This is a genomic window from Aquirufa sp., from assembly GCF_964796385.1.
Genome location: NZ_CBAUBA010000046.1, coordinates 1 through 15,572 on the forward strand (window position 1 = coordinate 1; position 15,572 = coordinate 15,572).

The 15,572-nt window shown below is 44.1% G+C and carries 11 protein-coding genes, 1 tRNA gene and 1 pseudogene; 7 read left to right on the forward strand and 6 right to left on the reverse strand.

Going from position 1 to position 15,572, the window contains the following annotated elements:
- Positions 1–1,844, forward strand: a 1,844-nt coding sequence (locus AC1W6K_RS11000) for an MGH1-like glycoside hydrolase domain-containing protein (RefSeq protein WP_481947525.1), incomplete at its 5' end; no start/stop codon positions are given.
- Complete coding sequence (locus AC1W6K_RS11005; protein WP_481721799.1) at positions 1,841–2,308, forward strand: RidA family protein; 468 nt, start codon at positions 1,841–1,843, stop codon at positions 2,306–2,308. The genes AC1W6K_RS11000 and AC1W6K_RS11005, both read left to right, overlap by 4 nt.
- A gap of 267 nt (positions 2,309–2,575) precedes the next feature.
- Here the strand turns inward: AC1W6K_RS11005 and nadA are convergent, their stop codons facing one another.
- Positions 2,576–3,562: a quinolinate synthase NadA gene (nadA, locus tag AC1W6K_RS11010; protein WP_481947526.1), complete on the reverse strand. Its 987-nt coding sequence runs from the start codon at positions 3,560–3,562 to the stop codon at positions 2,576–2,578.
- The gene (gene nadC, locus AC1W6K_RS11015; protein ID WP_481947527.1) at positions 3,559–4,413 is read right to left on the reverse strand and encodes a carboxylating nicotinate-nucleotide diphosphorylase; all 855 of its coding nucleotides are present in this window, start codon (positions 4,411–4,413) and stop codon (positions 3,559–3,561) included. Before nadC ends, nadA begins: the two co-directional genes overlap by 4 nt.
- Here nadC and AC1W6K_RS11020 point away from each other — a divergent pair.
- The 4 genes from AC1W6K_RS11020 to AC1W6K_RS11035 all read left to right on the forward strand — a co-directional run bounded on the left by AC1W6K_RS11020 (position 4,412) and on the right by AC1W6K_RS11035 (position 11,282).
- The gene (locus AC1W6K_RS11020) at positions 4,412–4,822 is read left to right on the forward strand and encodes a hypothetical protein (RefSeq protein WP_481947528.1); all 411 of its coding nucleotides are present in this window, start codon (positions 4,412–4,414) and stop codon (positions 4,820–4,822) included. The two genes, nadC and AC1W6K_RS11020, sit on opposite strands and share 2 nt — an antisense overlap.
- Before the next feature lie 121 nt (positions 4,823–4,943).
- Positions 4,944–7,871: a protein translocase subunit SecDF gene (gene secDF / locus AC1W6K_RS11025; RefSeq protein WP_481947529.1), complete on the forward strand. Its 2,928-nt coding sequence runs from the start codon at positions 4,944–4,946 to the stop codon at positions 7,869–7,871.
- A 63-nt stretch (positions 7,872–7,934) separates the two neighbouring features.
- A complete protein-coding gene (locus tag AC1W6K_RS11030; RefSeq protein ID WP_481947530.1) occupies positions 7,935–9,383 on the forward strand; it encodes an APC family permease in 1,449 nt (482 codons plus the stop codon).
- A 306-nt stretch (positions 9,384–9,689) separates the two neighbouring features.
- Positions 9,690–11,282 carry a peptide chain release factor 3 gene (locus tag AC1W6K_RS11035; RefSeq protein WP_481947531.1) on the forward strand — a complete coding sequence of 531 codons (1,593 nt, stop codon included), beginning with the start codon at positions 9,690–9,692 and terminating at the stop codon, positions 11,280–11,282.
- A 222-nt stretch (positions 11,283–11,504) separates the two neighbouring features.
- On the opposite strand, the gene AC1W6K_RS11040 is transcribed toward AC1W6K_RS11035, so the two are convergent.
- From AC1W6K_RS11040 to AC1W6K_RS11050, 3 genes are read right to left on the reverse strand one after another with little or no spacing between them, the layout of a single operon-like run.
- Positions 11,505–13,241, reverse strand: a complete 1,737-nt coding sequence (locus AC1W6K_RS11040; RefSeq protein WP_481947532.1) for a phospho-sugar mutase — start codon at positions 13,239–13,241, stop codon at positions 11,505–11,507.
- A gap of 3 nt (positions 13,242–13,244) precedes the next feature.
- Positions 13,245–14,012 carry a diaminopimelate epimerase gene (gene dapF / locus AC1W6K_RS11045; protein ID WP_481947533.1) on the reverse strand — a complete coding sequence of 256 codons (768 nt, stop codon included), beginning with the start codon at positions 14,010–14,012 and terminating at the stop codon, positions 13,245–13,247.
- 8 nt (positions 14,013–14,020) lie between these two features.
- Positions 14,021–14,548: a DinB family protein gene (locus AC1W6K_RS11050; protein WP_481947534.1), complete on the reverse strand. Its 528-nt coding sequence runs from the start codon at positions 14,546–14,548 to the stop codon at positions 14,021–14,023.
- A 275-nt stretch (positions 14,549–14,823) separates the two neighbouring features.
- Here AC1W6K_RS11050 and AC1W6K_RS11055 point away from each other — a divergent pair.
- A tRNA-Asp gene (locus AC1W6K_RS11055) sits at positions 14,824–14,900 on the forward strand.
- Positions 14,901–14,945: 45 nt separating this feature from the next.
- On the opposite strand, the pseudogene AC1W6K_RS11060 reads toward AC1W6K_RS11055, so the two are convergent.
- Positions 14,946–15,572: pseudogene (locus AC1W6K_RS11060) on the reverse strand (radical SAM protein); the annotation flags it as partial.

Sequence of the window (15,572 nt, forward strand, 5' to 3'; positions counted from 1 at the left end):
GTTTACATGGTTCTCCCAATTTGTCCCATTTCACCAAAGATGGCATTAATGATTTCATTGTCAATAAACACAAGCATGCGGTAAATCCGAATCACATTGGAACGAAGGCATCCGTTAAATATGCGGATAAGATTCCAGCTGGTGGCACAAAAGTGTATCGCCTGCGTTTGACAAATCTAACCTTGCGTGAGCCATTTGTTGATTTTGATCAAATTTTTGATCAAAGAAAGCGCGAAGCTGATGAATTTTACACGGAATTACAGCCTGGAATTCAGGATGAAAACTTAAAGAATCTACAGCGACAAGCCTATGCAGGTATGTTGTGGACCAAACAGTGGTATTATTACAATGTGTTCGAATGGATAAAAGGTGATCCTGCTATGCCTAAACCGGATGCTTCACGTAAAATCGGTCGTAATAATACATGGCGCCACATGTATGCGGCGAATATTCTCTCCATGCCAGATAAATGGGAATACCCATGGTTTGCAGCTTGGGATTTGGCTTTTCATACCTTGCCTTTAGCACGGTTGGATCCAGATTTTGCGAAACGCCAACTAGCCGTTATTCTCCGAGAATATTACATGCACCCGAATGGACAAATTCCTGCCTATGAGTGGTCTTTCTCCGATGTAAATCCGCCCGTGCATGCGTGGGCGACGTGGAAGGTATATGAGATTGATAAGGAAATGAATGGCAAAGGAGACGTCGTTTTCCTGGAGCGGATTTTTCATAAGCTATTACTCAATTTTACTTGGTGGGTAAATTTAAAGGACGAGGGAGGGGATAATATTTTTGGTGGTGGTTTCTTGGGGATGGACAATATTGGGGTATTTGACCGGTCGGCGCAATTACCTACCGGCGGTCACCTAGAACAAGCTGATGGGACGGGTTGGATGGCCATGTATAGCCTAAATATGTTGCGCATTGCGTGTGAGATTGCGATTGAAAATCCGGTTTATCAGGACATGGCTTCCAAATTTTTCGAGCACTTTTTACACATTGCGGGTGCTATGCAGACAATCGGTGGGGATAAATTGAATTTGTGGGATGAAGATGATCAGTTTTATTATGACATGTTGCACAAGCAAGATGGAAGTGCGGAGTTGCTCAAAGTTCGCTCGATGGTGGGTTTGATTCCTTTGTTTGCGGTTGAGGTGTTGACCTCGGAAATGCTCGAAAAATTGCCTGCCTTTAAACGCCGTGTTGAATGGGTATTGAACAACCGCCCTGATTTAGCTGGATTGATTTCGCGCTGGTACGAACCAGGAAAAGGGGAGACGCGTTTGTTGTCAATTTTACGTGGACATCGGATGAAGATGATTATGAAGCGGATGTTTGATGAGACGGAATTTTTATCTGATTTTGGGATTCGTTCGCTTTCCAAATACCATAAGGAGCATCCATATAAATTTGCTTTTGATGGGGGGACTTTGCAAGTAGATTATACGCCAGCGGAGTCTACGGGAAGTATGTTTGGTGGAAATTCCAATTGGCGCGGACCTATTTGGTTCCCAATGAATTATTTAATTTTAGATTCCTTGAGTAAGTTTTCGGAATATTATGGTACGGATTATGAGGTAGAATTTCCGACTAATTCAGGCGAAATGATGAACATCAAAGATGCCGCAGAAGGGGTATCTAGGCGTTTATTGGCCATGTTCATTCCCAACGAAAAAGGAGTCATTCCAATGTACGATGGGCATGAGAAATTGCATGATGATTCCCATTTGTTCTTTGAGTACTTTGATGGGGATACGGGGAAAGGTTTAGGAGCGAATCATCAAACCGGTTGGACCGGACTAATCGCTGAAATTATTAGACAATTACATACCAAATCATGAGTACTCCAGAAGAAAGATTTGCGGCCTTAGGCCTTGTTTTGCCACCTGCACCAAAACCCTTAGGCGTTTACAAACCCGGTTTACAAGTGGGCGAATTCTATTATGTTTCAGGTCATGGACCTGTGCTGCCGGATGCGTCTTTGATCATTGGGCGGATTGGCGCCGAGTTGGACATTGAGGCGGGGAAGTTAGCGGCCCAACAAGTGGGATTGACTATATTGGCGACGCTAAAGGCTCAATTGGGCTCTTTGAATCGCATAAAACGTGTCATTAAAGTATTAGGCATGGTCAATGCGACGGATGATTTCTTGCGTCATCCGTATGTGATTAATGGCTGTTCAGAATTATTCGCTAAAGTGTGGGGGGAGGAAAATGGTATTGGTGTTCGTTCCGCGGTAGGTATGGGCACTTTACCGGATAACATTCCGGTGGAGATTGAGGCGATGTTTGAGCTAGACATGTAGAGACGCGATACTCGCGTCTTACAGACATTGGACTTTAGACGTTGGACGTTAGTCACTTTGGTAAAGCTTGCTCAGACGAGATACTTCACGTCTTTTTTTTCTTTGGCAAAGCTTACAGCATTGCCAAAGTTTGAGGCGCTTTTCTGCGCCGATTTCCCCAGACTTCAGTCTGATGTTTAATCCCAGATTTATGAATCGATGCTGCGCATCTCAAACTTTGGCAATCCTAAAAGGTTTGCCAAAGCGACTTCGCACCTCGCGTCTCTACTAGGCGGAAATTTCTAACATCTTTTTCATTGCCTTGTAGGCCGGGATTCGGATTGATTCTTCTAAATGAATCTCAGGTAGTTCGTAGTACAAGGCATTGTACAACTTCTCGAGCGTATTCATTTTCATGTAAGGACATTCGGAGCAAGCACACGTATTTTGCTCGTTGGCCGGCGCCGGAATCAAATGCTTGTGCGGTACAGCTTGCTTCATTTTGTGTAGGATTCCCGCTTCGGTTGCTACAATGAAGGTAGCGTTCGGGGAAGTTTCTACGAATTTCAATAAGGCTGTTGTCGATCCCACATAGTCTGCTTCTTTTAGGATAACCTCCTTGCATTCCGGGTGGGCGATTAACAAAGCATCTGGGTATTCCTGCTTTAAAACAGCTAATTTCTCTAAAGAAATATCAATATGCACCATACAAGCCCCTTCCCAAAGAATTAAATCGCGGCCTGTTTTGTGGGCTACGTACCGACCTAAATTCGCATCCGGCGCAAAGATGATTTCACGGTCTACTGGAATAGACTCGACGATTTGAACCGCATTGGAAGAGGTACAAATGATGTCGGTCATCGCCTTTATTTCAGCAGAGCAGTTGATGTACGAAACTACAATCGCATCTGGATGCGCTGCTTTCAATGCGGCAAATTCAGCTACGGGAACTGAATCGGCCAACGAGCATCCCGCGTTAAAATCGGGAACCACCACTTTTTTAGATGGGTTCAAGATTTTAGCTGTTTCGCCCATGAAATGAACGCCACAAAAAACAATGAAATCCGCTTCCGTTTTTTCAGCCGCTTGGGATAATCCGAGTGAATCGCCAACAAAATCAGCCAATTCTTGAATCTCCCCATCTACATAATAATGCGCCAAAATCACTGCGTTTTTTTCCTTTTTTAGGCGCTGGATTTCTGTGATTAACTCGATGCCTTTTGGGGTAGAGCGGGCAATGTACCCAACGGATTTGGCTTCGTCTATTAAATTCATTTCGCTTTCAGGCTAAGGTCTAAACTTTTCACTTGGTGCGTTAGGGCACCTACAGAGATATAATCAACTCCCGTTTCGCCATAGGCGCGGAGCGTTTTTTCATTGATTCCGCCAGATGCTTCGGTGACGAACCTGCCGTCAATTTTCCGGATCGCTGTGCGGAGGCGTTCAGGGCTGAAATTGTCCAACATGATTCGTTGGACGCCACCGGTGGCCATTACTTGATCTAATTCATCCTCGTTGCGCACCTCGATTTCAATCGACAAGGGCGATGGTAAGGATGCGTTATATATAAATGCTTTTTCTAAAGCCGCTTTTACTCCACCTGCAAAGTCAATGTGGTTGTCTTTGATGAGGATCATGTCAAACAAACCGTATCTGTGATTCACAGCACCTCCAATTTTGCAGGCCCATTTTTCCGCTAAACGGAAGTTGGGCGTCGTCTTGCGTGTATCCAATAATTTGGCACGGGTCCCTTCTAAGATATATACTAATGAACGCGTGTATGTGGCGATGCCCGACATGCGTTGCATGCAATTCAATACCAAACGTTCTGCTTTTAAGATAGATTGGGAAGAACCATTGACTTCCAAAACCACTTGGCCTGGTTCGATCCAGGTGCCATCGTGGATGAAAACTTGCACAGCTAACATGGGGTCAACTTCCTTAAAAATCGCCAAAGCTAATTCCACGCCGGCTAATACCCCACGATCTTTTACGAGCAATTGAGCTGTTCCTGACGCTTCCCTAGGAACAGTAGAAAGGGAGGTGTGATCCCCGCTACTGATGTCCTCTGCCAAGGCAGATTGGATAAAAGCGTGTATGTAGGTTGGCTCTAAATAATTGAACATGGCGAATTTTGGAAAGTCAAATTTACGAAAATTCCCATTGCAATTGATTTCTGAGAAAATTATCCTATTTTTGTCGCCTATCATGCAAAAGAAGATTCAATTTTTTCAGTTGTTTTTGTTTATACCAGTGCTGTTTTGGCTCGTGGCAAAGCCAATTTCTTTGGTAAAAACAGACGATGCGCAGATAAAAACTGAAAAAAATCAAAAGACGTTTCAAGTTGCTGAGCAACATGTGTATCAAGTTAGCTCAAGTACGAATGTCGATTTTCCGCAGGATTTTGTCTTCCCGAGTGTGCAAATTTTCTCGGTGCAAGCCCCTCAATTAGCCATTAAATTGCCATCTGTTATTCATCGGACGCAATTCATGCGCATCTTATTAACTCAATTTATAGCCACACTGGCGCCCTGAGGTACAGTCGCTAGTCGTCAGTCGCTAGTCACTAGTGCGTCAGTCAAATAAGGTCTAACGTCCAACGTCTAACGTCCAATAGAATATTTACAATTTATTATTTACAATTTAATTTAAAGTTATGCGTTATAAAAGTGCCATTATTTGGCTGTCAACAATCATTTCAGCCCTATGTATTTTCTTCCTTTCGTTTACGTGGAAGTCAAACCAATTAAAAGAACAAGCGATTAAGTATGCTACGGCTGCCGATGGCAAAGTGGATGCCGCAAAGCGTTTACATTTCATTGATTCCCTTTGGAAGCAACCTGTGTATATTGGATATACCTTACAAGAGGTAACGCAATATGCGTTGCAAAAAGGTCTTGATTTGGAAGGTGGTTTACACGCCGTATTAGAGGTTTCACCAGTTGAAATCTTACGTGCACTTTCCGGACAGTCGAATGACCCGAACTTCGAGAAAGCCTTAGCAGAAGCAAGTGCTGCACAAGCAACGTCGACGTCATCGTTCAATGAGTTGTTTTACGATGCATTCGCTCGTATTGCTCCGAAGCAAACATTGGCATCTGTATTTTCTAATTCAGTTAACCGGGGTAAAATTTCATCTACATCTACGGACACACAAGTTAAGCGTGTGATTGATGCGGAGATTGACGGAGCTGTTGACCGTGTGTACAAGATTATTCAAGCGCGTATTGACAAATTTGGTGTTGCGAATCCAAACATCCAACGTTTACCAGGATCTAACCGTATTCAGGTTGAATTACCAGGTGTAGAAAACCCAGAGCGTGCACGTAAATTATTGTCGGGTGCAGCGAAATTGGAGTTTGTCGAATGTTATGAATTGAACGAATATGGTGCTGGCTTAAATGCGTTGGGTGCTATTTTAGATCGTGAGGCGAAAGCTCCGAAAGTAGCGGCGGCTCCAGCAGCATCACCAGCGAAAGACACAACAAGCAATGCGTTGGCATCTCAATTAGCGGCTCCGGCTAAAGATTCTGCAGGCAAAGCAAAGGCGGATACTTCCGCTGGTTCTGCTTTAACGAAATTATTTATTCAAACAGGAAATGGAATAGGGGTGTATGTCAAAGATACGGCTCGTGTTAATGCTTTGTTTCGTCGTGCGGATGTGCGTGGTTTTTTCCCGGCAAATTTAAAGTTTGCGTGGGCAGCAAAAGGTATTCCAGCAACGAATGGCGATGAGATTTTGTCATTGGAGGCTTTGAAACAAGCAGAAGGCCAAAAGGCTCCTTTGGAAGGTGACGTCATCACGGATGCGGCTCAAGATTTTGACCAAACAGGTCGTGCAGAAGTAACGATGTCGATGAATGGAACAGGTGCTCGTATTTGGAAAAACTTGACAGGCGCGAATATCGGTCGGCGCATTGCCATCGTACTAGATGGTTATATATACTCAGCTCCGGTTATCAACGGAGAAATTCCAGGTGGTCGTTCTTCGATCTCGGGTAGCTTCACTGTTGAGGAGGCAAAAGACTTGGCCAACGTATTGAAGGCGGGTAAATTACCAGCGCCAACGCGTATTGTGGAAGATGCATTCGTAGGTCCATCATTAGGAGCGGAGGCAATCAATCAAGGTTATATGTCCATGTTGTTGGGATTGGTTTTGGTTATTGTGTTCATGGTAGGCTATTACGGAACTCCAGGATGGATGGCTAATTTGGCCTTGTTCTTCAACGTATTCTTTATCGCGGGTGTTTTGGTTCAAATCCAAGCAGCATTAACCTTGCCAGGTATCGCGGGTATCGTGTTGACATTGGGTATGGCGGTGGATGCCAACGTACTTATTAATGAGCGTATTCGTGAGGAATTGCGGTCAGGTAAAGGTTTGTTGGATGCCATTAATGTGGGTTATGAAAAAGCTTTAAGTGCGATTTTGGATGGAAATATTACAACGATTTTGATTGGTATTATCTTAATCATTTTCGGTTCAGGATCTGTGAAAGGATTTGGAGTGACGCTTTGTATTGGTTTGGTTACGTCGGTATTTTCTGCGGTTTACATTTCCCACTTGTTGGTGAACTGGATGGCAAAACGTGCAATCAAGGCAGGTAAGGAGAAGGAAATGACGTTTGAGACATTCATCTCACGTGATTTATTCAAGGGTATGAACTTTGATTTCATTGGAAAGCGTAAGTATTCATATTGGTTCTCATGGTCTTTAATTGCCATTGGAGCGATTGTGGTGTTTATGCAAGGTGGCTTTAACTTAGGTGTTGATTTCAAAGGAGGTCGTTCGTATGTGATTGAGTTTAATCAAGCGGTATCAACTGAAAAAGTGAAAGCGGCGTTGGTTGATGATTTTGGAGGAAAAGGGGTAGAGGTGAAGACCTTTAACGGGGATACAAAATTGAAAGTAACTACGTCATATTTGGTTGAAGATGAATCAATTACGGCAAACAATACGGTTCGTACGGCATTGGAAACAGGTTTGAAGGATTTTGCTTCAGCTGCTCCCAAAGTGGTATCTGAGTCGAAAGTAGGAGCGACTGTTGCGGATGATATTTTGATGCAATCATTTGTATCAATCTTCTATGCTTTGATTGCGATCTTTATTTACATCTTGATTCGTTTCCGTAAGTGGCAATATTCATTAGGTGGTATTGTAGCTTTATTACATGATACTTTTGTGGTATTGGGTATGGTTGGAATCGTTCGTTTGTTCGGATTTGAATTGGAGGTTGACCAAGTATTCATTGCAGCGGTTTTGACTGTTATTGGATATTCAATTAATGATACGGTGGTTGTGTTTGACCGTATTCGTGAGGAGATTGGTGTGAATCCAGATTTGGGTAATAAACAATTGATGATTAATACAATCAACGGTTCCATTAACCGAACTATGTCACGTACGGTGATGACGGCAACAACGGTATTCTTAGTAGTAACGGTGTTGTTGATCTTCGGAGGTGACGTATTACGTGGCTTCTCGTTTGCGATGTTTATCGGGGTTGTGTTTGGTGCATATTCGTCTATTTTTGTGGCGGCGCCTATTGTAATTGACTTAGGAACATCATCTAAACCAAAGAAATAAGGACAGATGCCGGTTGCTTGAAAGAGTGGCCGGCATTTTACTTTTTCATTAAATTAATTGACTATGGACAACAGTATTTGGAGAAAGAAACCCATGCACATGTTTGAGCAAGACATGCAAAAAAGTGAGCTCAAACGCGTACTAGGGAAATGGAGCCTAACGGCTATTGGTATCGGTGCGATTATCGGTGGTGGTGTTTTTGTATTAACAGGAACAGCAGCCCATTTTCATGCGGGACCGGCTTTGGCACTTTCATTTATTATTGCGGGAGTCGGCTGTATTTTTGCCGCGCTTTGTTATGCGGAATTTGCCGCGATGTTACCGGTAGAAGGTAGCGCTTATGCGTATGCGTATGGAACGGTAGGTGAATTATTTGCTTGGATTATTGGTTGGGGATTAATCCTCGAATATGCCATGGGAGCGATGACCGTTGCCGTATCGTGGTCTGGTTATTTCAATAAGCTTTTACATCTCTTTGGGATTCATTTACCGGCGAATTTAACGAATGACCCTGTGTCATTTGGGGGAGCAGCGGTGAATTTGCCAGCTTTAGTGATTGTCTGGTTTGTGACTTGGATTTTAGTGAAAGGGATCAAAGAGGCGGCGAGTGCGAACAATATGATTGTGGTTTTGAAGGTAGCTGTCATTCTTTTTGTGATTATTATGGGGGCATTTTACATTGATGTGGCCAACTGGACTCCCTTCATACCGGAGGAAACGTTGGTTGAGCATGAGAGTGGTGAAATGTTGCCAGCATATGGTTGGGGTGGTATTATTTCTGGTGCATCGGCGATTTTCTTTGCTTATATCGGATTTGATGCGGTTTCTACACAGGCAGGTGAGGCAATTAACCCTAAGAAGGATATGCCATTCGCGATTATCGCTTCTTTGTTGATTTGTACTGTGTTGTACATTGCGGTTTCGTTAGTGTTAACCGGTATGCTTAATTACAAAAACATTACGGGAGATGCTTTGAAAGCGCCAGTAGCGTATGCGTTTGATGTAGCGGGTCAGCCTTGGGCGGTTTTTGTGATTACGGCAGCGGCGACGGCAGGTTTGCTATCGGTGATGCTTGTGATGATGTTAGGCCAAACGCGTGTCTTCTTAGGCATGGCGAAAGATGGTTTATTGCCAAAGTTTTTTGCTGAGATTCACCCAACGTTCAAGACGCCTTGGAAATCGACGATATTGGTAGGTGCTGCGGTATCGATTGTGGCTGGATTGACCCCTATTTCTTTATTGGGAGATATGACGAGCTTTGGTACTTTGTTTGCTTTTACGATGGTTTGTTTGGCGGTATGGATTTTACGTTTCCGTGATCCAGGTCGTGATCGTCCATTTAAGGTTTCTGGATTAAATATTGTGGCTCCATTGGGAATCATTGTGAATACCTTTTTGATTTTTAATTTAGGTCGGACGGCACAGATTTTCGCTATAGCGTGGTTGGTGTTTGGGTTGGTGGTGTACTTCGTGTATGGCCGACCGCGTTCGCATCTGAATACGAGAGAGTAATAAGAAGCCTCTGATGAAGGGGCTTTTTTTATGGGTTCTTTCTTTGGCAAAGCGCGAAGCCCCTTTGGCAAACCTTTCAGGATTGCCAAAGTTTGAGGCGCTTTTCGCGCCGATTATTTTTGTAGAGACGCGATACTTGAACTGCACCCAAAAAGTTGGACAACTTATTGGGTGTTTTTTTATGTCAAGAAAAATCAAGTACTCTTACGATCTCAAACTTTGCCAAAGCGCCAAGCTTCGCCAAAGAGACAACGGCCTTTGCCTAAGCGATATTTTTGGCGTATTTTTGCACCTTGATTTATCATTATGCAAAAGATTGACGCGGAAATTGCCAAACGACGGACCTTTGGTATCATCTCTCACCCCGATGCGGGAAAAACGACGCTAACGGAAAAATTGCTACTTTTTGGAGGGGCTATTCAAACGGCTGGGGCGGTGAAATCGAATAAGATAAAGAAGGGGGCGACCTCCGACTTTATGGAAATTGAGCGCCAAAGAGGTATCTCGGTCGCGACTTCTGTCATGACATTTGAGTATAATGATGTAAAAATCAACATCTTGGATACCCCCGGTCACAAGGACTTTGCGGAGGATACGTATCGGACTTTGACGGCTGTGGATTCAGTGATTTTGGTCATCGACTGCGTGAAGGGTGTCGAGGAACAAACCGAGCGTTTGATGGAAGTTTGTCGCATGCGGAAGACGCCAGTGATTATATTCATCAATAAGATGGATCGTGAGGGTCAGAATCCCTTTGACCTACTCGATGAGTTAGAACAAAAATTGAAAATTTCCGTACGCCCTTTGACTTGGCCAATTAATATGGGCCAAAACTTTAAAGGCGTTTACCATTTATTGGATCGCTCGTTGAACTTGTTCTCAGCCAACAAAACGAAGATTGAGAAGAATGTTGCTTCGGTCGATATTGCCACGCCTGAATTGGATACGCGCGTAGGAGAACGTGACGCGAATCAGCTACGTGAAGACGTGGATTTGATTGAAGGCGTGTACGAAACTTTTGATCGCGAAGAATATCTACGCGGTGAGTTAGCGCCTGTGTTTTTCGGCTCGGCGGTCAATAACTTTGGCATACAAGAATTGTTGGACACTTTCACCAAAATCGCTCCATCTACCCAAGCGCGTGGAACCGACGTGCGTATGGTGGAACCTAATGAGAAGAAATTTACTGGATTCGTGTTTAAGATACATGCGAATTTAGATCCCAAACACCGCGATCGGATTGCGTTTTTGCGTATTTGCTCAGGTGTGTTTCATCGGAATACATTTTACCAACATATTCGCTTGAAGAAGAATGTGCGTTTTGCGAATCCCTATAATTTCATGGCCCAAGATAAAGAGGTTGTGGAGGAAGGTTTTCCTGGCGACGTAATTGGTTTATATGATACAGGTACGTTTAAAATTGGCGATACTTTGACGGAAGGGGAGGTTATGAATTACCAAGGAATCCCGAGCTTCTCGCCGGAGATTTTCAAGGAGCTCATCAACTTAGACCCGATGAAGTCCAAGCAATTAGAAAAGGGGATTGATCAGCTTACGGATGAAGGTGTAGCTCAATTATTTACGCAGCCTCAATTAGGTAATCGCAAGATTGTGGGAACGGTGGGAGATTTACAATATGAAGTTATTCAGTACCGTTTGGAGCATGAATATGGCGCCAAATGTCGCTTTGATGGCATGTCGGTGACTAAGGCTTGTTGGATTACCTCCGAAGACCCGAAAAAACTACAAGAATTTGTGCGTTTAAAAGGGCAAAACATTGCTCAAGATAAAGATGGAAATTACGTGTTCTTGGCGGATTCCGATTGGATTCTTCGTATGAACCAAACGAATAATCCTGATATTGAATTTCACTTTACAAGTGAGTTTAAGTTGGCATAGCCCCTTTGGACTTTGTTTTTTTCTTTGGCAAAGCTCGTCGCTTTGTCAAAGTTTGAGGCGCTTTTCGCGCCGATTCCCCAGACTAAAGTCTGGGTTTATTAATTACCCTAGGCTTTAGCCTAGGGACTAGTCGCGAGGTATTGCGTCTCTACGAAAATCGGCGCGAAAAGCGCCTCAAAATACGGCAATGCTCTCACCTCTTACCTCTTACCTCTCACCTCTCTAAACTAACCCTAAATCCTTCTGAATTACCCCAACTTTCTCCTGCAGGTAAGCAAAGGTCTTATCGAAATCAGTGGCAGATGCTAAAGGGGCATTTACCGACACATAGAATTTGATTTTAGGTTCCGTGCCGGAAGGTCGAGCGGACACTTTAGATCCGTCGGCAAGGATGAGTTGAATCACGTTTGACGCTTCGATGCCACGGCCAACGGCAATACGTGTTTGCTTTCCGGTTAAGAGGTCTGTTGAAATAAGACCTTCGTAATCGAGAACCGTTACAGGTTTTGATCCAGCCACAGATGCGGGAACATTCGAACGAAGGTTGATCATCATTTGCTTGATTTCCTCGGCGCCAACTTTCCCTTTTTTGGTTAAGGAGATGAGTCCTTCGTAGTAGAAATTGTTCTCAATGTACATTTCGGCCAGGAAGTCGAACAGCGATTTGCCCTGATCTTTGGCATAAGCGGTTAATTCTGCAATCATCGCACAAGAGGCCACAGCGTCTTTGTCGCGGACTGCATCGCCAATTAAATAGCCGTAGGACTCTTCGCCACCTCCGATGAACTTTTCCTTGCCCTCTAACTCGCGGATAACCTGCGCGATATATTTAAAGCCGGTTAAGGTATTGTAGCATGTGACGCCTTTGGACGCACACATTTTATCAATCAAATCCGTGGTCACAATCGTTTTGGCCACAAATTCATTGCCCTTCAAATCCGTTACTTTCAATAAATAATATAGAATCAAACTGGCCATTTGGTTGCCGTTCAACAGTACCCATTCGCCGTGTTGGTTCTTCACCGCAGCTCCCACGCGATCCGCATCGGGATCAGTCGCAATAACCAAATCCGCATCAATCGCTTTGGCTTTATTCAAGGCCAAAGTCATCGCCTCTTTTTCCTCCGGATTCGGATAAACGACGGTTGGGAAATTACCATCCGGAATCGCTTGCTCTTCCACAACGCTCACCGACTCAAAACCTAATAGGTCTAATGCTTTTGGCACCAAGGTAATCCCTGTTCCGTGGATCGGAGAGAAGACAATTTTTAAGTCTTTTTGACGCTGAATGACCTCCGGTTTCCGACAATTCGCTTGGATGGTTTTCAAATAAGCCGTGTCAATCGACTCGTCCAATAAGTGTAATAAGGAATCATTTCCTTCAAATTTGATATCAGCAACCGTTGATATGGCGTTCACCTCCGCCACGATATTCTTGTCATGCGGAGCTACGACCTGTGAGCCATCTGCCCAATAAGCTTTGTAGCCATTGTATTCCTTGGGATTATGGGATGCGGTGATGACTAGGCCGGCTTGGCAGCCCAACTCGCGTACCGTGAACGATAACTGCGGAGTAGGTCGCAAAGCAGGGAAGAGGTAAACCTCAATGCCATTGGCTGTGAAGATATTTGCTGCAATTCGTGTAAATTCCGGTGAATTATTTCGCGAATCGTGGGCGATAGCCACTTTGATTTTTTGGCCCGGAAGGCATTTGTTTAGGTAATTGGCAAAACCTTGCGTCGCTGCACCCACGGTGTATTGATTCATGCGGTTGCAACCCACGCCCATCTCGCCGCGCATGCCGCCCGTCCCAAATTCCAGGGATTTGTAGAAGGAATCCGTCAATGCGGTCTGTTTGCCGGCTGCGATCATCGCTTGGATTTGTCCTTTGGTTTCGGCGTCGTACGGGCCGTTTAACCATTGGTCGATATTTGCTTGGGTCGTTGCGTCAAATGTCATATCCTAAATTTCTCCGGTAAAAACGTGTTTGGCTGGGCCAATTAAAAATATTTGGGTGTATCCGTCGGTGCTATTTCCTTCGAATTGCACGGCTAATTCGCCACCTAAAGTCTTGATTTGAATGGGGCTGTTCATGCCTTTGGTAGCGTTTGATACCAAAGCCGCTGCTGTAACGCCCGTTCCGCAGGAGTAGGTTTCATCTTCCACGCCACGCTCGTAAGTCCGAACGAAGAGGGTTTGGGGATCTAATTTCTCAGCGAAATTCACATTCGTTCCGTTTTGGCCTAGATAAGCTTCTGAATAACGAATTGCTGCACCAATGTTCTTCACATCCGTGAATTGTACTTGTTGGACGTAACGCACCACATGCGGCGAACCGGTATTGGTAAAATAGTCGTCGTCATGTTGGGCTATATTCGCCACATCTTGCATTTGTAATGATATGGTATCAGGAGTGATGTGAGCCAAATGCGGTCCATCCACCGCAATAAAATGTGCTTTTTCTTGTACGATACCTTGTTCTGCGGCAAAGCGTACCAAACAACGGCCGCCATTTCCACACATGGTTCCGGGAGTACCATCTGAATTAAAATAGACCATGCGGAAGTCGTAGCCTTCAGCCATTTGCAAGAGCATTAAACCATCTGCGCCTATGCCAAAACGGCGGTGGCAGAGTTGGGCAATCGCTGCAGTGTCGAGTTGAAACGCTAGGCTTCGGTCATCAATGATGATAAAGTCGTTCCCGGTTCCTTGGTATTTGTAAAATTGCATGGACGAAATTAAGAAAAATGTGCTAAGTATCGAGCTTGAATTATGTTAAGATGATGTTTTTCATGTCCGGCGATCATCCAGGACAAGGCGCGCGTGCTGATTTTCTGTCCATTCGCTAAGCCCATCGCATTTCCTTGCGTTAGCGTGAAGGATTGAATTAATGCTATTGTCGCTGCGCGAGTAGTTTTGTATTGAGCTAAAACCGCTTCTGCCGACTGGTTTTCATAGCCCGCCTGATCCATGTATTCGTTTTCGTCAAATCCGGGAAGTGATTGTATTTCTCCTCGCGAAATCGCCAAGGCCCGGTAGGCAAATATCCGCTCCGAATCAACAATGTGCCCTAAGAGTTGCTTGAGACTCCACTTGCCCTCTGCATACGCGTAGTTGGCTTCCTGCTCCTTGAGGGGCTCATAAATAGCTAAAATTTGCTTGGTTTGTTGGTCGAATACCTCCAACAGATTCGCATCTGTATCAAATTGTAGATATTCTGCGAAATAGAGAGCGTTTGGATATTCGTAATTGGCCGGAAAATGCATTCTATGACTTTTTATTATTCACTTACCTTTGGCAATCCTCCAAGGTTTGCCAAAGGTAGGGGGAAAAGGGATTTTTTGATTTGATTAAATGATAAAGAATATCGAGTAACTGATTTTTTTTAGATCTATAACCATTCATTAGGCAAACTTGCAAAGCCGTGATTTTCAATTGGATAAAGCAATTAGCTCAATTAAAGCCTAATTTTACTATTTTTTTAGAAGACCTATTGTATCCAAGTAGAATTTTCCTAATTTTGTGCCACCAAATATCAAACGGTCCGGTAGTTCAGTTGGTTAGAATACATGCCTGTCACGCATGGGGTCGCGGGTTCGAGTCCCGTCCGGACCGCCAACTTGGTTAAAGCTTCAGAGAAATCTGAGGCTTTTTTATTTATTGCTACACCACCAGCAATCCCATTTCCCGCAATTCCTCTACGATTCCTCCTTCCCAAAAATTTCTAAAATCTCCCAAGCCTGATTGATTAAACTCCTTTTGGAATTCCTCTAATGTCCATGTTTTGGTAGGACCAAGTGAGATGCGCGCTAATATGTCAACAAGCCACATACCCAATTGCTCAGGAACAATTAATTCCTCTTCGTCCCGTCCCAAACTCATTTGCAATATGTACTTACCGCGCGAGCGTTCTTCCATGGAAGGAATGGGTCCGAGCCAACAAATTTTAGCATTGGGTTTGGGGAATTCTTCTGGTTTTGGCGCTAAATTACGTTTAACGTAGTTTTTAGGAATCTGTGTACGAGGAATCTTAAAATCGAACCATTCCTGAAGAGGCATGTCTAATCCAATGCCATGCATGTAATTAAACAACGATTTTTTTAGCCCCTCACTAAATTGGGCATGATCCGTTCCCATGGGATCCGCATGTTCCAAATCATTATTAGCAAAGCTACCCGGTTCAGGGTTAAGTATTTTAATGTGATAAGCGTCCGGATTTAGGCCCACCGGACTATGCGCCGTTAAGGCAAATTGATGCCAAAAACCAGAGTGCATCACCCCATTTTCAAT